Source organism: Modestobacter caceresii (assembly GCF_000761485.1).
In the GTDB taxonomy this organism is placed as follows: Bacteria; Actinomycetota; Actinomycetes; order Mycobacteriales; family Geodermatophilaceae; genus Modestobacter; species Modestobacter caceresii.
Genome location: NZ_JPMX01000111.1, coordinates 20555 through 42819 on the forward strand (window position 1 = coordinate 20555; position 22265 = coordinate 42819).

General features: G+C 74.7%; 19 protein-coding genes. 9 read left to right on the plus strand and 10 right to left on the minus strand.

What is annotated here, in order from left to right; translation table 11 throughout:
• Window position 1: 1 nt before the first annotated feature.
• Together egtB and egtA are read right to left on the minus strand one after the other, a co-directional pair.
• Window positions 2-1279 carry an ergothioneine biosynthesis protein EgtB gene (gene egtB, locus IN07_RS20210; protein ID WP_081975581.1) on the minus strand — a complete coding sequence of 426 codons (1278 nt, stop codon included), beginning with the start codon at window positions 1277-1279 and terminating at the stop codon, window positions 2-4.
• The gene (egtA, locus tag IN07_RS20215) at window positions 1276-2550 is read right to left on the minus strand and encodes an ergothioneine biosynthesis glutamate--cysteine ligase EgtA (RefSeq protein ID WP_052091556.1); all 1275 of its coding nucleotides are present in this window, start codon (window positions 2548-2550) and stop codon (window positions 1276-1278) included. The genes egtB and egtA overlap by 4 nt, the downstream gene beginning before the upstream one ends.
• A 282-nt stretch (window positions 2551-2832) precedes the next feature.
• Here egtA and IN07_RS20220 point away from each other — a divergent pair, with 282 nt between their 5' ends.
• The 8 genes from IN07_RS20220 (at window position 2833) to IN07_RS20255 (ending at window position 9934) form a co-directional block, all read left to right on the plus strand.
• Window positions 2833-3771 carry an anti-sigma factor RsbA family regulatory protein gene (locus tag IN07_RS20220; protein WP_231558490.1) on the plus strand — a complete coding sequence of 313 codons (939 nt, stop codon included), beginning with the start codon at window positions 2833-2835 and terminating at the stop codon, window positions 3769-3771.
• A gap of 1 nt (window position 3772) precedes the next feature.
• Window positions 3773-4285, plus strand: coding sequence for a DUF309 domain-containing protein (locus IN07_RS20225; protein WP_052091557.1), 513 nt, complete (start codon window positions 3773-3775; stop codon window positions 4283-4285).
• Window positions 4282-4722 (plus strand): SRPBCC domain-containing protein, encoded by a 441-nt coding sequence (locus IN07_RS24240; protein WP_052091558.1) that lies wholly within the window; start codon window positions 4282-4284, stop codon window positions 4720-4722. The genes IN07_RS20225 and IN07_RS24240 overlap by 4 nt, the downstream gene beginning before the upstream one ends.
• Before the next feature lie 149 nt (window positions 4723-4871).
• Window positions 4872-6287, plus strand: coding sequence for an NAD-dependent malic enzyme (locus IN07_RS20235; protein ID WP_036339699.1), 1416 nt, complete (start codon window positions 4872-4874; stop codon window positions 6285-6287).
• A 4-nt stretch (window positions 6288-6291) separates the two neighbouring features.
• Complete coding sequence (locus tag IN07_RS20240; RefSeq protein ID WP_036339629.1) at window positions 6292-7446, plus strand: MalY/PatB family protein; 1155 nt, start codon at window positions 6292-6294, stop codon at window positions 7444-7446.
• 79 nt (window positions 7447-7525) lie between these two features.
• On the plus strand, window positions 7526-8395 hold the full coding sequence (locus tag IN07_RS20245; protein WP_036339632.1) for an Fpg/Nei family DNA glycosylase: 870 nt from the start codon (window positions 7526-7528) through the stop codon (window positions 8393-8395).
• Window positions 8396-8471: 76 nt separating this feature from the next.
• The gene (locus IN07_RS20250; protein WP_231558491.1) at window positions 8472-9125 is read left to right on the plus strand and encodes an HAD family hydrolase; all 654 of its coding nucleotides are present in this window, start codon (window positions 8472-8474) and stop codon (window positions 9123-9125) included.
• A 506-nt stretch (window positions 9126-9631) separates the two neighbouring features.
• A complete protein-coding gene (locus IN07_RS20255; RefSeq protein ID WP_036339638.1) occupies window positions 9632-9934 on the plus strand; it encodes a hypothetical protein in 303 nt (100 codons plus the stop codon).
• Between the two features lie 9 nt (window positions 9935-9943).
• Here IN07_RS20255 and IN07_RS20260 read toward each other — a convergent pair whose 3' ends face one another.
• From IN07_RS20260 to IN07_RS20285, 6 genes are all read right to left on the minus strand, one after another.
• Entirely contained in the window at window positions 9944-11146 is a 1203-nt protein-coding gene (locus IN07_RS20260; RefSeq protein WP_036339641.1) for an MBL fold metallo-hydrolase, read from the minus strand.
• A 127-nt stretch (window positions 11147-11273) separates the two neighbouring features.
• The gene (locus tag IN07_RS20265) at window positions 11274-13736 is read right to left on the minus strand and encodes an ABC transporter permease (RefSeq protein WP_036339644.1); all 2463 of its coding nucleotides are present in this window, start codon (window positions 13734-13736) and stop codon (window positions 11274-11276) included.
• Window positions 13737-13740: 4 nt separating this feature from the next.
• On the minus strand, window positions 13741-14511 hold the full coding sequence (locus tag IN07_RS20270; RefSeq protein WP_231558492.1) for an ABC transporter ATP-binding protein: 771 nt from the start codon (window positions 14509-14511) through the stop codon (window positions 13741-13743).
• A gap of 1382 nt (window positions 14512-15893) precedes the next feature.
• Window positions 15894-17180, minus strand: coding sequence for an ISL3 family transposase (locus IN07_RS20275; RefSeq protein ID WP_036339647.1), 1287 nt, complete (start codon window positions 17178-17180; stop codon window positions 15894-15896).
• Window positions 17181-17416: 236 nt separating this feature from the next.
• The gene (locus IN07_RS20280) at window positions 17417-18127 is read right to left on the minus strand and encodes a response regulator transcription factor (RefSeq protein WP_036339650.1); all 711 of its coding nucleotides are present in this window, start codon (window positions 18125-18127) and stop codon (window positions 17417-17419) included.
• Window positions 18124-19839 (minus strand): sensor histidine kinase, encoded by a 1716-nt coding sequence (locus tag IN07_RS20285; RefSeq protein ID WP_231558493.1) that lies wholly within the window; start codon window positions 19837-19839, stop codon window positions 18124-18126. Before IN07_RS20285 ends, IN07_RS20280 begins: the two co-directional genes overlap by 4 nt.
• A 211-nt stretch (window positions 19840-20050) precedes the next feature.
• Between IN07_RS20285 and IN07_RS20290 the strand changes: the two genes are divergently transcribed.
• Window positions 20051-21292 (plus strand): MFS transporter, encoded by a 1242-nt coding sequence (locus IN07_RS20290; protein WP_081975587.1) that lies wholly within the window; start codon window positions 20051-20053, stop codon window positions 21290-21292.
• A 4-nt stretch (window positions 21293-21296) separates the two neighbouring features.
• On the opposite strand, the gene IN07_RS20295 is transcribed toward IN07_RS20290, so the two are convergent.
• Together IN07_RS20295 and IN07_RS20300 are read right to left on the minus strand one after the other, a co-directional pair.
• A complete protein-coding gene (locus IN07_RS20295) occupies window positions 21297-21755 on the minus strand; it encodes a GyrI-like domain-containing protein (protein WP_197058582.1) in 459 nt (152 codons plus the stop codon).
• Window positions 21756-21808: 53 nt separating this feature from the next.
• Window positions 21809-22261 (minus strand): universal stress protein, encoded by a 453-nt coding sequence (locus IN07_RS20300; RefSeq protein WP_036339656.1) that lies wholly within the window; start codon window positions 22259-22261, stop codon window positions 21809-21811.
• Window positions 22262-22265: the final 4 nt, after the last annotated feature.

The following is a 22265-nucleotide window of genomic DNA, read 5'->3' on the forward strand; positions in this document are numbered from 1 at the left end:
GTCATGCGTCGAAGGCGAGTCGGATGCCGCTGAAGACCTGCCGGCGCACCGGGTGGTCCCAGTTGCGGAAGCTCGGCCGCGTCACCGAGGCGCCCACCGCCCAGGAGCTCCCGCGCAGCACCTTGTGGTCGCCGCCGAAGAAGGGCGCGGAGTAGTCGGCGTAGAGCATCGGGGTGAAGCCGGGCCACGGGCGGAAGTCCGAGGAGGTCCACTCCCACACGTCGCCCATCAACTGCTCCACGCCGCAGGCCGAGGCGCCGGCGGGGTAGGCGCCCACCGGGGCGGGGCGCAGCGCCGAGCCGCCGAGGTTGGCCAGCTCCGGGGTCGGGTCGGCCGAGCCCCACGGGAACCGCCGCCGGCCGCCGGTGGCCGCGTCCCAGACGGCCGCCTTCTCCCACTCCTCCTCGGTCGGCAGCCGGCCACCGGCCCAGGCGGCGTACGCCTCGGCCTCGAAGAAGGTCACGTGCTGGACCGGTTCGTCCGCCGGCAGCTCCTCGACCAGGCCGAACCGGGTCCGGGTGCCCTCGGGCCCCCAGAACTCAGGTGCGGTGAGGCCGGCGTCGCAGCGGTGCTGCCAGCCGCGCGCGGACCACCAGCGCGGGTCGGTGTAGCCGCCGTCGGCGACGAAGGCGGCGTACTCGGCGTTGGTGACCGGCACCCGCCCGATCCGGAACGCCGGGACGTCGACGACGTGCGCCGGCCGCTCGTTGTCCAGGGAGAACGGCTCCTCGGTGCCGTCGACCCCGAGGCGGAAGGGCCCGCCGGGGACCAGCACGGTGGTGCCGGCCAGTCCGGGCCGGCCGGCCGGGAGCGGGGAGCCGGTGCCCAGCAGTGGGGGGCCGGCGCGCAGCTGCAGGGTCTGCAGCATCGTCTCGTCGTGCTGCTGCTCGTGGCTGACGACCATCGCCACGTCGAAGGGGTCGTCGTCCGGCCCGGACCGGTCGAGCCGGTCGAGCACCCGGCCGCGCACTTCGGCGCAGTACGCCCGGGCCTCCACCGGGGGCAGCAGCGGCAGTCGGACCCGCGCGGCCCGGGGGTGGGTGAAGGCGTCATAGAGCGACTCGACGTCCGGCGGCAGCACCCCGGTGCACCGGGCGTCGCCGCCGCGCAGCAGCCACAGGTCCTCCTGCTGGCCGACGTGGGCCAGGTCCCAGACCAGCGGGCTCATCAGGGGCGAGTGCTGGCGCAGCAGCTCCGGCTCGTCGTGCTCGGTGAGCAGCAGGGTGCGTTCCCGGGCGCGGGCGAGCTCCTGGGCGAGCGTCTCTCTCAGGTCGGTCACGTCCCCTCCTCGGCGTCGTGGGTCGCGGCCAGCAGCGCGGCTGCCGGGCCGTGGGTCCGGGCGGTGTGCAGCAGTGCGTCGCCGGGGCTGGCCCGGCGCTCGACCAGCTCGGCCAGGGCGGTGACCTGTGTCCGCAGGCCCACCGGTGCCCGCCGCACGGCGACCTCGAGGCAGGCGGCTGCGGCCGCGTGCAGCTCGGGGTCGGCGAGTCCGAGCCGGGTGGCCGGCTCCCAGCGGCCGGCGACCGGCTCGGTCGCGGCGGCGGCGGTGTCGGCGGCCACCGGGTCGTCGAGCAGGGTGCCGGCCACCGCCGACAGCGCCGGCCACCACGGCTCGGGCGCGGCGTCGAGGTACCGCAGCTCCAGGTAGCCGCGCAGCCGGACCGGCGGGAACAGCGTGGTCAGGTGGTACTCCAGGTCGGCCACGGTCGGCCGCCGGTCGGTCGGCCCGGCCCCGCGGACCCAGTCGGCGAACGAGGTCCGGCCGCGCACCGGGACGGCGTCGCCCGCCGGCCCGCGCACCAGCATCACCGGCGCCGCCAGCGCGAACGAGGCCCACTCGTCGGCCGGGTCGGGCCCCATGGGCAGGGGCGCGCAGCGAGCGGGGTCCAGCTCGGCCCAGATCCGCTGCCGGCCCGAGCGCCAGCCGGTCTCGCGGCCGGCCAGCAGCGGGGAGCAGGCGGAGACCGCCACCAGCACCGGACCGAGCGCCTGGGCCAGCCGGACCCGCGCGGCCCAGCCGGACCGGGGCCCGGCCTCCACGTTGACCTGCAGCGCCGCGGTGCTGGTCATCATCGTGACGCCGGCCGCCCGGTGGCCCAGCGCCTGGAAGTGCTCCTCCATCGCCACGTAGCGGGAGCCCGGGCTCACCCGCTGCGGGGGGCGGCACGGGTCCGCGCCCAGCGGCGCCAGCCCCAGGCCGGCCGCGGCCAGCCGGCCCCGGGCGGCCGCGAGGTCCGATCGCAGGCCGGTGACCGCGGTCGTGACGTCGGGGGCCGGTGGGCCGGACAGCTCGACCTGGCCGCCGGGCTCGAGGGTGACCCGGCTGCCGCCGTCCAGCGGGGGCAGCGTCGCGACGGCGGCGGTGACCCGGTGCCAGGGCACCCGGGTGCCGGGGGAGGCCAGGTCGACCAGGTGGGCCTCGAGCTCCAGCCCGACCGGCCCGGTCGCCGCTGGGTGCAACGCATGGGAAGCGACGTGCTCCCGGGCGGCGTCGAGGCCGCGCAGGACGTCGTCGGCGGGAAGGTCGGTCAGTGCTGTGGACGTGGTCATGCCGCCCCCTCCAGGTCCGGACCGGTCGAGTCGACCGCGGGTCGGTGCGGGGGCGGCGTGCCGGGTGGCGGCCGTCCTCGATGCCCATCTTCCACGCTTGCGCCGACGCGGCAACCCGCACCTCCGGGCCGTCCGGTCAGCTCGCGGCCGGCCGTACGCCTAGGTCGCCGGGGAGCGGGTAGGGAGGCCGTGGACACGGCTGCCAGGACGGCGGCTCCGCATCGGGCAGGACGGGGATCAGCACGCATGGACGGGGCAGCCGGGTCCGGCAGACACCGGGCGTTGATCGGCGCGTCGGACAGCGAGTTGGTCGACGGCACCGTCGCGTTCGTGTGCGCCGGGCTGGACGCCGGGGAGCCGGTGGTGGTCGTCTGCAGCGACCAGACCACCCAGCTCCTGCAGGAGGCGCTCCCCGATCGTCCGCAGGTGGTCTGGACCGGGTGGTCCGACGTGTACGGCAACGGGCCGGCAGCGGCGATCACCGCCGTCCGCCGCCTCGGGGTGCGCCACCGGGTGGCGGCCAGCCCGGTGGTCCGCGTCGTCCTCGAGCCGCTGTCCAGGTCAGACCCCGACACCTGGCGGGAGTGGCAGCGCTACGACGCCGTCCTGGACCACCAGCTCGACGAGGCGAACCGCGCCGGGGACGACCCGCTGCTGGTGCTCTGCCTGTGCGACACCCGCCGGGTGCCGGAGCCGTTGGTGGCCGCCGTGCGGGCCACCCACCCGGTGCTCCAGGTCGACGGGCACGAGCGGGTGAACCCCGACCACGTCGACCCCGAGGAGTACCTGGCCTCGCTGCCGGTCCCGCTCGAGCCGCTGGAGTCGACCGAGCCGCTTGTGCACGCCGACTCGGTGCGTGACCTGCGCGGACTGCGCCGGGACCTCGCCGCGCGTGCCGCCGAGGCCCGGTTGCCGACCGGTTCGGAGCCGGCGCTCGAGGACTTCCTGCTCGCCGTCGACGAGATGACCACCAACGCGCTGCGCCACGGCCGGCCGCCGGTCGACCTGCGGCTGTGGGCCGGCGGCGACCGGCTGGTCTGCACGGTGACCGACCACGGCGCCGGGCTGCAGGACCCGTTCATCGGCTACGGGCCGGCACACGGCGACGACCTGTCGCTGGGCGGCATGGGGCTGTGGTTGGCCCGCCAGCTGTGCGACCACGTCGACATCACGGTCGCCGGCGAAGGCGTGCAGGTCCGGCTCACCACCGTCCTGCGCTGACGTGCCCGGCGCCCCCCGCGACCGGGACGACATCGGCCGGGCCCGCAGCGCCCGACCGCGCGACGCGCTGGGCCGGCCGCTGCCGTACGGCTCGCCGGGGGAGCCGCGGGCGCCGGAGGGGCTGGTCCGCACGCCGGACCAGACGTTGGTGGAGGCCCAGGAGCTGCTGGACGAGGGTCGGCCGTTCCACGCCCACGAGGTGCTCGAGGACGCGTGGAAGACCGGACCGGACGACGAACGGGACCTGTGGCGCGGCCTGGCCCAGCTCGCGGTCGGCCTGACCCATGCCCTGCGCGGCAACCTGCCGGGTGCGGCGACCCTGCTGACCCGGGGCGCCCGGTCACTCGGCACCGCCGGCCCGGCCGCCGCCCGGCACGGGGTGGACCTCGCCGGGCTGGTCGCCTGGGGCACCCGGCTCGGGGCGGACGCCGCGGCCGGGGTGCCGCCGGACCCGGCCCCGCCGCGGCTGGCTCTTCCACCGACGAGTGACGGGGAGCACACTCGGTCCCGATGAGGAGCTACGAGGCGGCCACCCGCATCGACGCCGGGGCCGAACAGGTGTGGTCGGTGCTCGTCGACGTCGGCGGCTGGCGAGACTGGCACTCCGGGATCGACCGGGTGGAGGGGGTCGTCCGGCTGGGCGCGCCGCTCCTCCTGGTGGCCACCGGCACCCGGCGCCGGCCGTTGCGGGTCACGGTCACCGAGATCCGGCCGGCGGAGTCGATGCGCTGGCACAGCGGCTTGCCGCTGGACCTGTTCGTCGCCGAGCGCACCTTCCGGCTCGACCCACAGGCCGACGGGAGCACGGAGTTCACCGTGCGCGAGCAGTACCGCGGCCCGCTGGCGCCGCTGATGATGCGCACGGTGCCCGACTTGAACCCGGCCTTCCGCCAGTTCGCGGTCGGGCTCAAGGCCCGGGCCGAGCAGCGGGCGGCGGAGTTCTCCGCCTGACCCCGAATGGCGCGCTTGGCAGGTTGCCATTCCGCATGGCGGGAAAGGCGGCCCGCCAGGTGGAAATGTCGTGGTCGAGATGCCACGATGGGAAGGTGACGTCTCTCACTCCTGGCTCGGCGCCCGCGCCCGTCGTCCACCGCGGTCCGGTGACGTCGGCGTCCTACTCGATCACCGTGCGGCTCGCCGCCGACGGTGATCCGGCCAGCGTCGGCCGGATCGCCACCGCGGTGGGCAGCGCCGGTGGTGCGGTCACCGCGATCGACGTCGTGGAGTCCCGGCCCGACGGCCTCACCGTCGATGTCACCTGCTCGGCCGCCGACGCCGAGCACTCCGAGGAGGTCGTCGCCGCACTCGACGCCGTCGACAACGTGCACGTGCGCAAGGTCAGCGACCGCACGTTCCTGCTCCACCTGGGCGGCAAGCTGGAGGTCGCCTCCAAGGTGCCGCTGAAGACCCGCGACGACCTGTCGATGGCCTACACGCCCGGCGTCGCCCGGGTCTGCCTGGCGCTGGCCGAGCACCCGGAGGACGTCCGCCGGCTCACCATCAAGGGCAACACCGTCGCGGTGGTGACCGACGGCTCGGCGGTGCTGGGGCTGGGCGACATCGGGCCGGGCGCCTCGATGCCGGTCATGGAGGGCAAGGCCGCGCTGTTCAAGCGGTTCGGCGACATCGATGCCTGGCCGATCGCGCTGGACACCCAGGACGTCGACGAGATCGTGCGCACCGTCGAGCTGATCGCCCCCGGCTTCGGCGGGATCAACCTGGAGGACATCTCCGCGCCGCGCTGCTTCGAGATCGAGGCCCGGCTGCGGGAGAAGCTGGACATCCCGGTCTTCCACGACGACCAGCACGGCACGGCGATCTGCGTGCTCGCCGCGCTGCGCAACGCGCTGCGGGTCGTCGACAAGCAGCTCGAGGACGTCGCGGTCGTCGTCGCCGGCGGCGGTGCGGCCGGCACGGCGATCGTCACCCTGCTGCTGGAGGCCGGGGCGACGAACGTGCTGGTCTGGGACCGGGAGGGCGTCCTCTCGCCGGACGACGAGCGGCTCTCCCCGGCCAAGCTGGACCTGGCCCGGCGTACCAACCCCGGCTGCCGGCGGGGCGAGCTGGCCGACGCCCTGGTCGGCGCGGACGTGTTCATCGGGGTCAGCGCGGCCAACGTCATCCAGGCCGAGGTGCTGGCCGGGATGGCCGAGCGGGCGGTGGTCTTCCCGATGGCCAACCCCACGCCGGACGTCGACCCGGTGCGGGCCCGGCAGTACGCCGCCGTCGTCGCCTCCGGCCGTTCGGACCTGCCCAACCAGATCAACAACGTGCTGGCGTTCCCCGGGGTCTTCCGCGGGCTGCTCGACGCCCGGGCCAAGGAGATCCGCCCCGGGATGCTGCTGGCCGCTGCCGACGCGCTGGCCGCGGTGGTGGGCGACGACCAGCTCAACGCCAACTACATCATCCCCAGCGTCTTCGACCCGGCCGTCGCGCAGGCGGTCGCGGCCGCGGTGGAGGAGTCGGCCCGCGCCGAGCCCGGGGCCACCGCCGACGTGCCCGGCGACGCAGACTGACCGGGTGGGCACCTCCTTCGACGCACTGACCGAGGACGCGCTGCGGTCGGCCGGCAGCCTCAAGTGGACGCGGTACGGCGACGCACTGGGCGGATGGGTCGCCGAGATGGACTTCGGGACGGCGCCGGTGGTGACCCGCGCGCTGCACGACGCGGTCGACGCCGGGGCGCTGGGCTACCTGCCCACCCCGATCGCCACTGCCATGGCGCAGGCGTGCGCCGGCTGGCAGCGCCGCCGGTACGGCTGGGAGCTGCCGGCCGAGTGGATCACCCCGCTGGCCGACGTCGTCGCCGGGCTGCAGGCCGCGATCGAGCACTTCACCCCGCCCGGTGCCCCGGTGGTGCTGCCCACCCCGGCGTACATGCCGTTCCTGAAGGTGCCGCGGCTGATGGGTCGCGAGCTCGTCGAGGTGCCGATGGTCGTCCACGACGGCCGGTCCACCCACGACCTGGCGGCGCTGGACCGGGCGCTGACCCCCGGGGCCCTGCTGGTGCACGTCAACCCGCACAACCCGGTGGGCCGGGTGTTCACCGCGGACGAGCAGCTGGCGCTGGCCGAGGTGGTGGACCGGAACGGCGCCCGGGTGTTCGCCGACGAGATCCACGCGCCGCTGGTGTACCCGGGCGCGGTGCACCGGCCCTACGCCTCGCTGTCGCCGGTCACCGCCGCACACACGGTGACGGCGACGTCGGCGTCCAAGGCGTTCAACGTGCCCGGGCTCAAGGCCGCGCAGCTCCTGCTGTCCAACCCCGCCGACGCCGCGCACTGGGCCGAGGTCGGCGAGCTGGCCGGTCACGGCGCATCGACCCCCGGGGTGCTGGCCAGCACGGCGGCGTACGAGCAGGGGGAGGAGTGGCTGGACGACGTCCTGACCTACCTGGACGGCAACCGCCGGCTGCTGGCCGAGCTGCTCGCCGAGCACCTGCCGCCGGTGCGGTACACCCCGCCGGAGGGCACCTACCTGGCCTGGCTGGACGGCCGGGAGCTGGGCATCGAGGAGCCGCTGGGGGAGTTCTTCCTGCGCGAGGCCGGGGTGGCGCTGGTCGACGGCCCGGAGTGCGGCGCCCCCGGCGCCGGGCACGTGCGGCTGAACCTGGCCACCCCCCGCCCGCTGCTCCGCACCATCGTCGAGCGCATGGCCGCCGCCGCCCCCCGCTGAGACCACCAGAATGGCCATTTTGGTGGTCAGGGGGTGACGGAGGACGACAGGGACGGCGTCCGGCGTGGATCATGGGCGGGTGCCCGAGTTGCCCGAGGTGGAGGCGCTGGCGGCGTTCCTGCGGGAGAACGCGGTCGGCCGGATCGTCACGCGCGTCGACCTGGCCGCGGTCCAGGCGATCAAGACCTTCGACCCGTCGCTGTCCTCGCTGGCCGGGCTGGAGCTCACCGGCGCCACCCGGCACGGCAAGTTCCTCGACCTGGACGTCTCCGGGCTGCACCTGGTCGTCCACCTCGCCCGGGCGGGCTGGCTGCACTGGCGGCAGAACCTGCCCACCGCACCGCCCAAGCCGGGGAAGGGCCCGCTGGCGCTGCGGGTGCACCTGGAGCCGCGCGAGGGTGAGCTGCCCGAGGGGTTCGACCTGACCGAGCAGGGCACCCGCAAGGGGCTGGCGGTCTACGTGGTCCGCTCGCCGACCGAGGTGCCGGGCATCGCCCGGCTGGGCCCGGACGCACTGGAGCTGGACGCCGAGACCCTCGGGGCGCTGCTGGCCGGCCGGCACACCCAGCTCAAGGGCACCCTCACCGACCAGACCGTGCTCTCCGGCATCGGGAACGCCTACTCCGACGAGATCCTGCACGCCGCCCGGCTCTCCCCGTTTAAGATGGTCGACAAGGTCACCGACGACGAGCTGCTCCGGCTGCACGCCGCGATGCGGGAGACGCTGACCGACGCCCTGGACCGTCAGCTGGGGCAGCGGGCGGCGACGCTCAAGGGGGAGAAGCGGGCCGGTCTGCAGGTGCACGCCCGCACCGGGCTGCCCTGCCCGATCTGCGGGGACACCGTGCGCGAGGTGTCCTTCGCCGACACCTCGCTGCAGTACTGCCCGACCTGCCAGACCGGCGGCAAGCCGCTGGCCGACCGGCGGATGTCCAAGCTGCTGCGCTGACGAAGGGCCCCGTTGCCCCCGCCACTCGCAGGCTCGCGGCAGGACCCTGCAACGGGGCCATACTGACGGTGTGCTGGTGACCTTCGACCTGTTCAGCGCGCTGATCGACTCCCGGACGGGCGGCTCGGCGACGTTCGACTCCCTCGCGCAGGGGCACGGCTGGGACGTCGCCGGCACCGAGCTCTACGACGACTGGGACGCCCGGAACAAGGCCTCGCAGAAGGACCTCACCGACTGGGTGCCCTTCGCCGAGCACTGCCGCCGCGCGCTCACGGACACCTACGCGGCCCGGGGCCTGGACGCCGACGCCACCGCGGACACCCTCGCGCTGCTCGCGTCGCTGCCGGACTGGCCGCTGTGGCCCGACGTCGGCCGGGCGCTGCCGCTGGTCGCCGAGCAGCACCGGGTCGGGGTGCTGTCCAACGTGGACGACGACCTGTTCGCCCGCACCCGGGCGGCCGGCCTGGTGCACCCGGACGCCGTCTTGACCAGCGAGCGGCTGCACGCCTACAAGCCGAGCCCGGAGATCTACCGGCGGGCGGCGGACGCCGGCGCCGCGGTGCACGTCCCCGCGTCGGCGCGGGACACCCGGGGAGCGCTCGAGGCCGGCCTCACCGTCGTCCGGGTGCACCGGTCCGGGCACCGGGTCGACCCGGACGGGCCGCAGCCGCAGCACGAGGTCACCGATCTCCTCGAGCTCCCCCTGGTGCTCGCCGCCCTCGCCGGGTAGCCCTCACCGAGGACGTGGCCGACCCGGTGGCCGCGCGCGGACGAGGAGGAACCGATGCGGGACACCCCCCGGGTCGTCGCGGCGGTCGCCCAGGTCGTCGGCAGCCCGCTGGGTGCGGCGCTCGCCGGCCGCAGCGTCGGCGACGTCAGCGACGGCGACCGCTCCCTGGTCACCCCGACCGGCTGGGCCTTCAGCATCTGGGGGATCATCTTCGCCGGGTCGCTGGCCTGGGCGGTGTACCAGGCGCTGCCGTCGCAGCGCGGGCGCGAGGTGCACCGGCGGACCGGCTGGCCGCTGGCCATCGCGTTCGCCGGGAACGCCGTCTGGGAGGTGGTCTACCCGCAGGGCGGCGTGTGGCAGTACGTCGCGCAGGTGCTGATCTTCGGCATCACCGCCGCGGCCGCCGTCGCCTACGTCCGGCTGCAGACGGTGCCGGCCGGCGGCCTGGCCCGGCGCTGCCTCGGGCCACCGCCGGGCTCCTGCTGGGCTGGCTCACCGTCGCCTCGGTGGCGAACGTGGGCAGCACCGGGGTCGCGCTCGGCATCTCCCCGGACACCCTGGCCGCCCAGGCCTGGGCGGTTGCCGCGCTGGTCACGGTCGCCGGGGTCGCGGCCGCGGTGCTGCTCGGCTCCCACGTCGCCGCCGGCCCGTTCGCCGCGGCCGTCATCTGGGGCCTCCTGGGCATCGCTGCCGCGGAGGGCCCGCGGCAGGTCGCCGTGGCGGCGGTCTGCGCGGCCGCCGTCGTCCTGGTGGCGCTGGCCGGCCGGGCGCTGACCCGGACGGACCGGAGCGCGCTGCTGGTCGGCTGAGCGTCGCCGTCAGCCCGGGGAGCCGGCCCGCCGGGCGGTCAGCCGGCGGACGCGGGCGTTGGCGGCCGCCGCACCGCTGGGGGGCAGGTCGTCGACGGAACCGACCGCCGTCCACCAGTCCCGCAGCGGCGGCGGGGCCAGCAGGTCGACCCGCTCACCGGGCTGCGGGACGACGACCTGCACGTCCCGTACCTCGGCGGCGGCGAGCAGCCGCTGCACCGGCTCGGCCCACCGGTGGAAGGCCAGGTTGAACGTCGCCCAGTGGATCGGCACCAGCACCCGGCCACCCAGGTCACCGTGCGCGCGCACGGCCTCCTCCGGGTCCATGTGGATGGCGTGCCAGGCGTCGTTGTAGGCGCCGATCGGCTGCAGCGTCAGGTCGAAGGGCCCGAGGCGGGCGCCGATCCCGGCGAAGGCCGGGGTGTAGCCGGTGTCGCCGCCGAAGAACACCCGGTGCCGGGGGCCGGCGATGACCCAGGACGACCACAGCGTGGTGTCCCGGGCGAAGAACCGGCCGGAGAAGTGCCTGGCCTCGGTGCAGGTCAGCGTCAGCCCGGCGACGGTCGTGGCGCCGTCCCAGTCCAGCTCCACGATCCGCTCGTCGGGCACGCCCCAGCGGCGCAGGTGCGCGCCGATGCCCAGCGGGACGACGAACGGCGCCGACTGCTCGCGCACCAGGGCCCGCACCGTGGGCAGGTCGAGGTGGTCGTAGTGGTCGTGGCTGATCAGCACCGCGTCGACCGGGGGCAGGCTCTCCACCGGCGCCGGGGGCTCGTGCAGGCGGGTGGGGCCCAGCAGCGGGGACGGCGACACCCGCTCGCTCCACACCGGGTCGACGAGCACCCGCCGGCCGTCGATCTCCAGCAGGGCGCTGGAGTGCCCGAACCAGGTGACCGCCAGCTCCGTGGCCTGCTCGGGCACCTCGGGCGTGGCCAGCGGGATGGGCCCCCCGGGGAGCCCCTTGTGCCGCTCCTCGTGCCACTGCCGCAGCAGGCCGTCCCTTGCGTTGGCGGGGGGCAGCGCGGGGGTGGGCAGGTTGTTGTGGAACTTCCCGTCGGAGAACTGGGACGAGCCGGTGACGGTCGGGCGGAGCCGGCGCTGGCTGGCGCCGAGGGCGACGGGCAGGCCCCAGGCGGCGCGGGCGACCCAGCCCACCCCACCGGCGAGGGCGGTGGCAGCGGTGACGGCGGCGGCACGGCGGAGGAACGGCACGCACCCAGCATCCCCCGTCGAGCTGTGTCCCCGCCGGGCGGGCGCCGGCGGTCGACGTCCCGGCCGGGACCGACGAGGGACCGGGGCCCACGGTCGTGGGCCCCGGTCTCAGGTCGGGGTCGGCGCGTCAGCCGGCGATCGCGGCCACCGGCGGGGTCTTCGCCGCCCGGCGGGCCGGCAGCACCGAGGCCAGCAGCCCGGCCACGGTGGCGACCAGCACGATCGCGCCGATCTGCAGCCACGGGATGCTGATCACCACCTCGCCGATCTCGCCGAGCGCCGAGGCGGCCCCGACCAGGCCGTACGCGCCACCGACCAGCACACCGAGCACCGCGGCGACCCCGGCGACGAGCACCGCCTCCCAGGCCAGCAGCGCACGCAACTGGCCGCGGGTCAGTCCCAGCGCCCGCAGCAGGCCGCTCTCCTGACGCCGCTCGACGACCGACAGGGCGAGCGTGTTGCCGACCCCGATCAGCGCGATCAGCACCGCCACGCCGAGCAGCCCGGTGACGACCAGCAGGAGGACGTCGACCACCTGGTCGATGGCAGCCCGCTCACTGGCCAGCCCGGTGACGAACGCGGTGGGCAGCGCGGTGCCGGCCAGGTCGGTGATCTCGTCGATCACCGCGGTCTGGTCGATCCCGTCGGCCACCCGCAGCCACATCGTCTCCACCGCCGCCTCGGGCACCAGGGCCTGCAGGTCGGTGCTGGTCAGCAGCGTGCGGTCGGTCTCGCCGGCCACCACGGTCAGCGTGCGCGAGCGGTCGCCGGCGGCCAGCGTCAGCGAGTCGCCCGGCTGCACGTCCCAGAGGTCGGCCTCCCAGCCGGGGAGCACGACCTGGCCGAGCTCGGGCAGCGTCACGTCGGACGTCGAGCGCAGCACCGGCAGCGCCTGCGCCGCGTCGACGCCGCTGACCCAGCTCTCCGCACCGTCCGGCCCGGTGATCATCGCCGCGGTGAGGCCGGTCGCCTCGACCACGCCGTCGACCGACTCCAGCTGGCCCTGCAGCGTGGCCGGGATCGGCTCGTCGAAGCTCTCGACGATCACGTCGGTCGGGTAGGCGGCGGCCAGACCCGCCTGTGCGGAGGCCCGGGTCGAGCTGGCGCCGACGACCATCGCCGTGGTCAGCGTGACGCCGATCAGCAGGGCAGTGGCGGTGGCCGCCGTCCGGCGGGGGTTGCGGGTGGCGTTGCCGGTGGCCAGGCGGGCCGGCAGCCCGCCGAACCGGCCGAGCAGCCGACCGGCCGCCGCGACGATCGGCGGCACCGCCCGCTGGGCGAGCAGCAGGAGCCCCAGCGAGCTGAGCACCCCGCCGGCCAGCGAGACCAGGATCTGCGCCGTCACCACGCCCACGGCCATCAGCGCGATGCCGGGGACGGCGAGCAGCAGGCCGGCGACCAGCCGGGCGACGCCCCCGCGGGAACGCAGCGGTGCCGGGTCCGTCGGGCGCAGCGCGGCCAGCGGGGCGACCCGGGTGGCGGCGCGGGCCGGGGCCAGCGCCGCGATCAGCGTGGTCACCGTGCCGACGGCGAGGCCGACGCCGACGGCGTACAGCGGCACCGACACCCCGGACAGCGGGACGGGCGAGTCCATGCCGGACACCACCGCCGAGACGGCCGCGGACAGCCCGATGCCGGCCAGCACGCCGATCACCGAGGCGACCAGCCCGGTCAGCACGGCCTCGCCGAGCACGCTGCGGCGCACCTGCCGGGAGGTCGCGCCGACGCAGCGCAGCAGCGCCAGGTCGCGGGTCCGCTGGGCCAGCAGCACCGCGAAGGTGTTGGCGATGACCAGCCCGGCGACGAGGACGGCGATGGTGGCGAACACCAGCAGGGTGGTGGTGAGCCAGGCGGCGTCACCGGTGAGCGCCGCGACGGACGCCTCGGCCTGCTCGGTGCCGGTGCGGACGGTGACGTCCTCGCCGGCCAGCGTGGTGCGCACCTCGTCGGCCAGCAGACCGGGATCGGTGCGGGCGGGGCCGGCGATGCGCAGCTCGGTCGGCTCCTCGGCGCCCCAGGCGCGGGTCTGGTCGGCGGTGGCGTAGGCCTTGCCGTAGATGCCGGCGGTGGGGTCGCCGCCCAGGTCGACCACGCCGGTCACGGTGACGTCGGTGGTGGTCCCGGTGCCCTCGGCGTCGTAGGAGGTGACCGGGAGGACGTCGCCGACGGCGGCACCGACGCGCTCGCTGACCGCGACCTCGCCCGGGCGCACCGGCAGCGAGCCGTCGGTCAGCTGCTGCCAGCGCAGCCCGGGGTCGCCGGCGACCGACTCGACCAGCAGGTACTGGGCGCCGGTGCGGCCGGGGGCGACCGCCTGGACGGAGGTCTGCCAGGTCGGGTCGACGGCCTGCACCCCGTCCAGTGCGGTGAGGGTGTCGACGTGCTCGGTCAGCCCGGTGCCGGTGCCGGAGGTGACCACCACGTCGGTGTCGACGTACTGGGCGCCGGCGGCCTCCAGGACGGTGGCCTTCGTGGTCTCGTTGAGCACCAGGGTGGCGACCACGAAGCCCACCGCGATGACGATCGCCAGGGTCGAGGCGACCAGCCGGCCGGCGTGCGCCCGGATGCTCGCCAGTGTCACTGCGCGCATGGCGTCAGGCCCCCAGTCCACGCAGCGCGTTGATGATCGAGTCGGTGGTGGGCTGGTGGACCTCACCGGCGAGCCGGCCGTCGGCCAGCAGCACGACCCGGTCGGCGTAGGCGGCGGCGACCGGGTCGTGGGTGACCATGACGACGGTCTGGCCGGTCTCCCGCACGCTGGAGCGCAGCAGGTCCAGCACCTCGGCGCCGGCGTGGCTGTCCAGGTTGCCGGTGGGCTCGTCGGCGAAGACGACGTCCGGGCGGGGGAGCAGCGCCCGGGCCACGGCCACCCGCTGCTGCTGGCCGCCGGAGAGCTCGTGCGGGCGGTGCTGGAGCCGGTCGCGCAGGCCGAGCCGGCCGATGACGGAGTCCATCCACGCCCGGTCCGGGCGCTGCCCGGCCAGCTGCATCGGCAGCAGGATGTTGTCCTGGGCGTTGAGCACCGGCAGCAGGTTGAACGACTGGAAGACGAAGCCGATCCGCTCGCGGCGCAGCGTGGTCAGCTGGTCGTCGCGCAGGCTGGTGAGCTCGGTCTCGCCGAGCCAGACCTTGCCGCTGGTCGCGGCGTCCAGGCCGGCCAGGCAGTGCATCAGCGTCGACTTGCCCGAGCCCGAGGGGCCCATGATCGCGGTGAACGCACCCCGGTCGAACGCGACGTCGACGCCGGCCAGTGCGTGCACCGCGGTCTCACCCGAGCCGTAGGTCTTGCGCAGGTCGGTGGCGTGGACGGCGGCGGACTGGGTCGCCGCGGGCTCACCCGGGACGGTCATGACGGGGACGGACACTTCGGCCTCCAGGAACGTGGTCTTCGACTGAGATCACGTTCTCCCGCCGTCGTGTCCGCCCGCGTCGCCGCAGGGGCTGGTTCGTGGGAGCGCGCCGCTGCTCCCAAGGGTGGAGCTGCCGTCATCCCGTAGGAGGAGGTGAGAGTTGCAGCCGAAAGCCGCGTAGCCTCCTAACAGGTAAGCATTGAGGTGGAGGGATTGGGTGGAGAGCAGCACGGAATTCCAGGCCAACCCGGAGAACGCCCGGTCGCGAGCCCGAGCTGTCGCTCCGCTCACTGCCTCGGGGGCGGCCGCTGTCGCCGCAGGACTCGTGCTCACCCCCGCGGCGTCAACGTTGCCCCGTCCAGCCTTGGTGCTTGGCGCGGCTGCGGTCCTGTTGCTGCTACTCAGCACAACGCTGTACGGCGCGGCATCCCTCAAGAGCGCGGGGGAACGCTACCCGAACCTGGAGGCACATCAGGCGGCGGCTGACCAGTTAATTAGACGTATTCGCGGATGGACCTTTGGGGGATCGTTGATCGCACTTGTGGGCCTGGTCAGCCTGGCGGGGGCCGTGGTGTTCGCGGTTGTCTCCTCGTCCAGTTCGACTTCGGTGCGGCTCCATCTCGACGGTGACGCTTGGCAGACCGCCCGTCAGCTTTGCCCGAGCTTGCCGCAGACCTTCCGGGGAGGGCTGCGCGGAAGTCCGCCAGCTGCCCTTGCAGCGACGTTCGTCTCGATCGAGGTGGCCGCAAGCACGTGCTCCGACCTCCGCCAAGGGCCGGTCCGCCTGACTGTTCCAACAGGTGGCATCCAGCTGGTCGTGGCAGGGTCGTGAGGCTCCCTAGGCGTGGTCGGGGGCCGACGGAATCTGAGCTAGTGGTCTGCTGGGCTCAGCTCACCCCGGTCGAGGACGTATGGGTTCGGGCCTTCAGTGCGGCGATCGAGCGGGTGCGAGACACGGGTCAGGCAATTCTCATGACTGGCGATCGTCTAGAAGCTCCAGATCTGCAGGTGGTGGCTTTCATGGCCGGTTGGGAGGGAGGGGTCATGGGCCTAATTGAAGGAATCCTGCGGGATGACTCCCTTCGGGAGAGTCGCGCTCGCCGAGCAGTTGTGGTTGCATGCGGCCCCAGTGATCCACTTTTGGCGGGACATGAGGTCGCGCGAGTATCTGAGCAGCTAAAGTCGGTAGGGCAAGCGAACTACTCGCTACATCGCCTCCCTGACGAACTAATGCTCGCTGTTCCTGGATGGCTGCCGCACGTGTCAAAAGCGGACCAGGCGCCAGAGGTGGACGGGGACGGGCGGGGGCTCTATCTTGACTACTAATCATCTTGACGACTAATCGCATAAAGCGGCTCTTCGCGGTTCCCGGTGAACGATCCCGCTGAGAAGGGTGTTCACGCTGCCGTCCGGGCGGCGCTGGCGAGCAGGATACGAGCGCGGTAGTTGGCCGGGTTGCGGTATCCGCGACCGGTGCGCTTGATCTGCTTGATGCTGGTGTTCGCGGCTTCGGTGCGGGCGTTGGTCACGCCGGTGACGAGTAGGACCTCGATGGCGTCCCACCACGCGGTGATGGTGGCCCAGAGTCGGTCGGTCTCAGGCATGTTCGCGGCCAGGACGTAGGTGCCGAGCAGCATCTTGTGCTCGTGGGCCTGTTCGAGGGAGCCGCTGGTCAGCAGCGCGCGGAGCTGTTCCTTGATGCCCCAGGCTGCGCCAATCTCATCGGTCGGATCGTCGGCGCGCAGAGTGGCCTTGAGTCGGGCCAGCGCGCGAGGGCGCAGGGTGTCCCCGGCGCGCAGCAGCAGCCGCCGGTTGACCCAGGCCGGGTCCTCGAGTCGTCCCCGGCGGCCCTTGCCCTGGCGGATGACCCGCTGCCTGACCTGGGTGACGGTGTCGTTGGCGAGCTTGACCAGGTGGAAGGCGTCCACGCTGACCGCCGCGGCCGGCAGGTGCTCGCGTAGTGCCTTGCGGAACGCCGCCGAGGGGTCGATCGCGACCACCTCCACGGCGTCACGCCAGGCCTGGCTGCGGGCGGCCAGCCACGATCCGACGCCGGCGGAGTCCCGGCCGTCGACCACGCCGAGGACGCGGCCGGTGTCGGTGTCGACCAGGGTGGTCATCCACGGCTCGTAGCGTCGCCAGGCGCCGTCGGGCTCGCGGAAGAACCGGACCGAGCGGTAGCGGTGCTCGTCGATGCCGAGCCGGCGCACGAGCACGTCGTCGGGGTCGGTGAGCAGGTCGGCGGCGGCGGTGAGCATCGACTGCACCAGCCACCAAGAGACTCGGTGCAAGCGGGCGACCTCGCTGGCCGCCCGGCCGGAGACCACGACCGCGGTGACCAGCGCCTGACACAACCGGGCGGTCGAGCGGGCGTAGGCCGGCACCTGGCCGGTGACCTCGCTGAAAGTTTTCCGCGAGCAGCGGGTCTCGTCGCAGAACCAGCGACGCTTGGCCCAGACCAGCTCCACTGGCCCGGCCACCGGCAGGTCCCGCAGCCGCTGCCGTCGCCTCGAGTGCACGCGTACGGCGAGCACGCCGCACACCGGGCAGCCCGGCAGGGCGGTCGACTCGACCTCGATCCGGCGGACGCCGTCGGCGTCGGTGATGGCGTCGATGACCCGGTAGTCGGGCAGGTTGAAGATCGCGCTCGCAGCGTCCCGCTGCGAGCCCGTAGGCTCGAACACGGCTCGTGGACCTCACTGGTGCGGATGTCTAGGCAACACCCATCCCAGCAGGACCACGGGCCCTCAACGTCTCCGGGTCACACCACGATCGCCGGCTCACGCCCCGCAATTCACCGGGAACCGTGAAGAGCCCATAAAGCCCCGCGGGACCCGATGTTTTGTGGCTCTCGACTCGAACAGCGGTGAGGGCCAGATTGCGGCTCCAAGAGTGCTTACGCTAAGTGCGATGGGCCGGACTAAGCGGGGGCGTCGCGGAGGAGGTCGGCGGGGGCGACGAGGCCGGTGCGGTAGGCGAGGACGACGGCCTGCACGCGGTCCCGGGAGCCGGTCTTGAACAGCACTCGGCCGACGTGGGTCTTCACCGTCGCCTCGCTGACGAACAACTGGCCGGCGATCTCGGTGTTCGAGGCGCCGTAGGCCATCTGGACCAGAACCTCCCGCTCCCGCGGGGTGAGCTCGGCCAGCGCGCTCGGGTCGACCTGGCCGGTCCCGCCCCCGTTGCCGGCCCCGCGCAGGATCGGCGCGACGTGCTGCAGCAGCCGGCGGGTGGAGCTGGCCGCGATCACCGAGTCGCCGGCGTGCACGGTGCGCACCGCGGCGAGCATCTCCTCCGGCGGGGCGTCCTTGAGCAGGAAGCCGCTGGCCCCGGCGCCGATCGCCGCGACCACGTACTCGTCGAGGTCGAAGGTGGTGAGCACGACGACCCGGGGCGGCTCGGGGAGCGCCGTCACCAGCTCGGTCGCGGCGATGCCGTCGGTGCCGGGCATCCGGACGTCCATCAGCACGACGTCGGCCGGCGTCCGACGCAGCAGCTCGACCGCCGCGGCGCCGTCCCCGGCCTCCCCGACCACCGTGAGGTCGGGCTGGGAGTCGATCACCATCCGGAACCCGGCCCGGACCAGCTGCTGGTCATCGACGAGGACGACGCGGATCTGGCTGTTGTTCATCGTGGTGGACCGTAGGGCAGGGAGGCGTGCACGCCGAACCCGCCGCCGGTCCGCGGCCCGGCGATCAGTCGCCCGCCGTGCAGCGCCGCCCGCTCGCGCATGCCCAGCAGGCCCTGTCCCTGGCCGTCGGACTCCACGATCGCCGCCGATGCGCCCCGGCCGTCGTCCAGCACGGCCAGCTCCAGCGCATCGGGCCGCCAGTGCAGCCGCACCCACGCCCGGCCGGCCGGGCCGGCGTGCTTGAGCACGTTGGTGAGCGACTCCTGCACGATCCGGTAGGCGGCCAGCTGCGCGCCGGCCGGCAGTGGGCGCGGGTCGCCCTCGACGACCAGGTCGACGGCCAGGCCGCTGGCCCGGACGTCGGCCACGAGCTGGTCGATCGCGGCGACGTCGGGCTGCGGGGCGTACTCCTCCCCGTCGCCCTCCCGCAGCACCCCGAGCAGCTTGCGCATGTCGGTCAGCGCCTGCCGGCCGGTGGCCGAGATCGCGTCCAGGGCCCCGGTCGCGGCCGCCGGGTCGGTCTGCCCGGCGTAGCGGCCACCGTCGGCCTGGGCGATGACCACCGACAGCGAGTGGGCGACGACGTCGTGCATCTCCCGGGCGATCCGGGCCCGTTCGGTGGACGCCGCCAGCCGCATCTCCTGCTCCCGTTCCAGCTCCAGCAGCCGGGCGCGCTCCTCCAGGCCCGCGACCTGCTGCAGCCGTGCCCGGCGCAGATCGCCCAGCGCCCAGCACGCCACCACGAGCACGCCGATGACGCCGGCGGCGAAGACGAAGCCGAACCAGGTGCCCTCGCCGAAGTAGACGGCCGAGGCGAGCACGGCACCGACCAGCCCGACGACCAGGCCGGCCCGACTGGCCCAGCGGGGGGCGTAGGCGGCCAGCGCGTAGACCATCACCGGCGCGGCGATGTTGGCGGGGAGGAAGTAGCTCGGCACGAGCACGAGCTCGAGCAGGCTGGCGACGATGACGACCGCGGCGGCACGGACCGGTCGGCGGCGGCGCCAGGCCAGGGGGACCAGCAGCGCCAGCGACAGCGGGATCGCGGCGAGGGTGGACCCGGGGTAGTTGATGTCCGTGGAGGCGCTGACCAGGACGAGCACCGCGACGCCGGCGAGGACGGCGTCGACGCCGAACGGGTGGTCCCGCAGCCACCCGGCCGCGCGCTCCAGCAGCGGCTGGTCCGCAGCGGGGGGCACCCGGGCCGGCTGCGCGCCCTGCACGCGCGGGCGGCGCAGCGCGCCCAGCGCCCAGGCGCCGACGACCAGCGCACCGAGCAGGGCCGCCGTGCTGACGATGAGGCTGATCGACGAACCCCGGTGGAACGAGGCAGCGGCGAGTACCGCGCCGACCAACCCGGCGCCCAGCCCGGCCCGGCCGGCCCAGCGGGGACCGTGGGCCGCCAGCGCGTAGACCATCATCGGGGCGGCGACGTCGGCGAGCAGCAGCTCGGCGGGGAGCACGACGAGCTGGACCAGACAGACCAGCACCACCGCCGCGGCGGCGGGGACCGGGTGGCGGCGCCGCCAGGCCAGCGGCGCGCACAGCGCCAGGCCCAGCAGGAGGGCCACCTCCGGCCTCGACTCGCTGTAGCCGGACAACCCGGGCACCGGGACCGTGACCAGCGCGACCAGGCAGGCGAGGGCGAGGTCCACGCCGAAGGGGTGCTGTCGGAGACGTGTCGCCGCACGTTCGAGCAGCGACCGGGCCATGCTGCCGACCCTAGGCAGGGTCGCGCCGTCCGTCGTCGTCCCGCGGGGTGAACCGCGTGTCCGCCTGCGGGATGAGCCGCCGCTCGCGGGCCCCCCGTCGCCGAGTGACAGCTCAGCGGGCGACCGGCGGGGCGGGTCCCCCACTGGGCTGTCACTCGGCGGACCGCGGTGCGGCGCTCGGCTGTCGGACGGCACTGGCAGGGTGCCGGTCGTGTCCTCGCCCCTCGGTCCGGCGTTCTGGCGGCTCTACTCGGCCAGCGCCGCGTCCAACCTCGCCGACGGGGTGAACCGGGTGGCCCTGCCGTTGCTGGCCGCGACGCTCACCCGCGACCCGGTCGCGGTGGCGGCACTGACGTCGCTGGCCTTCCTGCCCTGGCTGCTGTTCGCCCTGCCGGCCGGTGCCTTCGTCGACCGGACCGACCGCAAGCGCGCGATGGCCGCCGCCAACGTCGTCCGGGCAGGTGCGCTGGCGGCGCTGGCGGCCACGGTGCTCACCGGGACGACGTCGCTCGCCGTCCTCTACGCCGTGGCGTTCGCGGTGGGGGTCGCGGAGACCGTGTACGACAGCGCGGCCCGGGCGATGCTGCCGCAGGTGGTCCGCCGCGACCAGCTCGACCGCGGCAACGGGCTGCTCACCACCGCCGAGGAGGCCAGCCAGGGGTTCATCGGCGCGCCGCTGGGCTCGGTGCTGTTCGTCCTCGCGGCCGCCGCACCGCTGCTCACCACCGCCGGGGGGTTCCTGCTCGCCGCCGTCCTGGTGGTCGGCATCGCCGGCACGCACCGGCCGGTCCGCGGCGGGGGCCCGCCCACGACGATCCGCCGGGACGTCGCCGAGGGCGTGGGCTGGCTGTGGCGGCACCGCTTCCTCCGCGGCCTCACCCTCGTCTCGGCGAGCACCGCGCTCACCTCGTCGATGACCACCGGCGTCTTCGTGCTGTACGCGCTGGACACGCTGGAGATCGGCGCGGCCGGGTACGGGTTGCTGCTCACCGCCTCCGGGGTGGGTGCGGTGGCCGGCGGGCTCGCCGCCGCGCCGCTGGCCGCCCGGATCGGCCGCACCGCCACGCTGGTGGCCGGGTCGGTGCTGGCCGCGCTGACCCTGGGCGCCATGGCGTTCACCGAGAACGGCGTCGTGGCCGGGGCGCTGTACGGGGTCGGGACGGCGGGGGTGCTGTTCTGGAACGTGCTCACCATGTCGCTGCGTCAGGCGCTCATCCCCGAGGCGCTGTTCGGCCGGGTCCAGGGCGGCTACCGGACGCTGGTCTGGGGCGGCATCCCGCTGGGCGCGCTGGCCGGTGGGCTGCTGGCCGACGCGACGAGCGTGCCCACCGTGTTCGCGGTGTCCGGTGCTGCCCAGCTGCTGCTCGCCGGGGCACTCTGGTGGCTGCTCGCCGCCCACCGGGACCTGGTGGCCAACGCCTTCGCCGCGGACGAGGAGCCGGCTGCGTCCTGAGCCGTCAGGCAGACGCGCCCGGGACGTCGACGTGCAGCACGTGCGGGCCGGTGCCGTCGGCGGTGTACCCGGTGTCCAGCTTGAGGTCCCCGTACGCCAGGCTCTGCTGGGCGCACCAGTCGTGCAGCCGGCCGAAGCTCTCGGCGACCTCGGGCAGCGGCCCGTCGTGGACCAGCCGAGCCCAGCGCCCCGCCGGCAGGACCACGGCCGTCATGCCCACCGGCACGGCCGTGTCCGCGCCGGCGAGCACCCCCACCGTCTCCCGGTAGCGCCCGCCACCGAGGTGCTGGCTGGCCTCGACGTACCCCGTCGCCCCGGGGTCCGGCAGCTCGACGGCCCGGCCCAGGACCGCCTGCCAGGCAACCGGGACCCGGTGCCGCAGCTCGTCGAACGGGGCCTCGAGCTGCACCCCGACCACGCGCAGCTCGAGCAGGTCGGTCACTTCCGGGGAGTTCGTCGCCACCCTGGCGAACCGTAGCGGCTCCGGAGGCAACGGCGCGGTCCCGTCCCGCCGCGTCAGGGGACGACGGTCACCGGCCAGCGGCCGACCCGCACCAGCCGGACCGCCACCGACCCGATCACCCGGTGGCCGGCCTGCTCCGACGCGCCCACCAGCACCGCGTCCGCCGGCAGCTCGTCGGCGATCCGGGACAGCTCGGTCACCGGATCACCCTGGGCGGTGCGCAGCTCCACCGCGATGCCCAGGTCCTCGGCCGCCGACTGCAGCTCACGGCGCAGCTCCTCACCCACCTGGGCGGCGGCGTCCTGGGCGACCGCCTGGGCCTCGGGCACCCAGCCGACCATCGACGGCGGCTCCCCGACGTAGACCGCGACCAGCCGGGAGCGCTGGCGGCGGGCCAGCCCGGCCGCGTAGGCCGCTGCACGCAGTGACGTCGGGGAGCCGTCCACCCCGACCAGGATCACCCGCGGGCCGTCGGTGCCCCGCTCGAACTGCCCCGCTGCGGTCATCGGC

Bases quoted from the DNA above. Each gene is read 5' to 3' on its own strand.
- IN07_RS20280 (WP_036339650.1), bottom strand. From the start codon at position 18,127: ATGAACAACAGCCAGATCCGCGTCGTCCTCGTCGATGACCAGCAGCTG.
- egtA (WP_052091556.1), bottom strand. From the start codon at position 2,550: ATGACCACGTCCACAGCACTGACCGACCTTCCCGCCGACGACGTCCTG.
- IN07_RS20265 (WP_036339644.1), bottom strand. From the start codon at position 13,736: ATGCGCGCAGTGACACTGGCGAGCATCCGGGCGCACGCCGGCCGGCTG.
- IN07_RS24240 (WP_052091558.1), top strand. From the start codon at position 4,282: ATGAGGAGCTACGAGGCGGCCACCCGCATCGACGCCGGGGCCGAACAG.
- IN07_RS20285 (WP_231558493.1), bottom strand. From the start codon at position 19,839: ATGGCCCGGTCGCTGCTCGAACGTGCGGCGACACGTCTCCGACAGCAC.
- IN07_RS20300 (WP_036339656.1), bottom strand. From the start codon at position 22,261: ATGACCGCAGCGGGGCAGTTCGAGCGGGGCACCGACGGCCCGCGGGTG.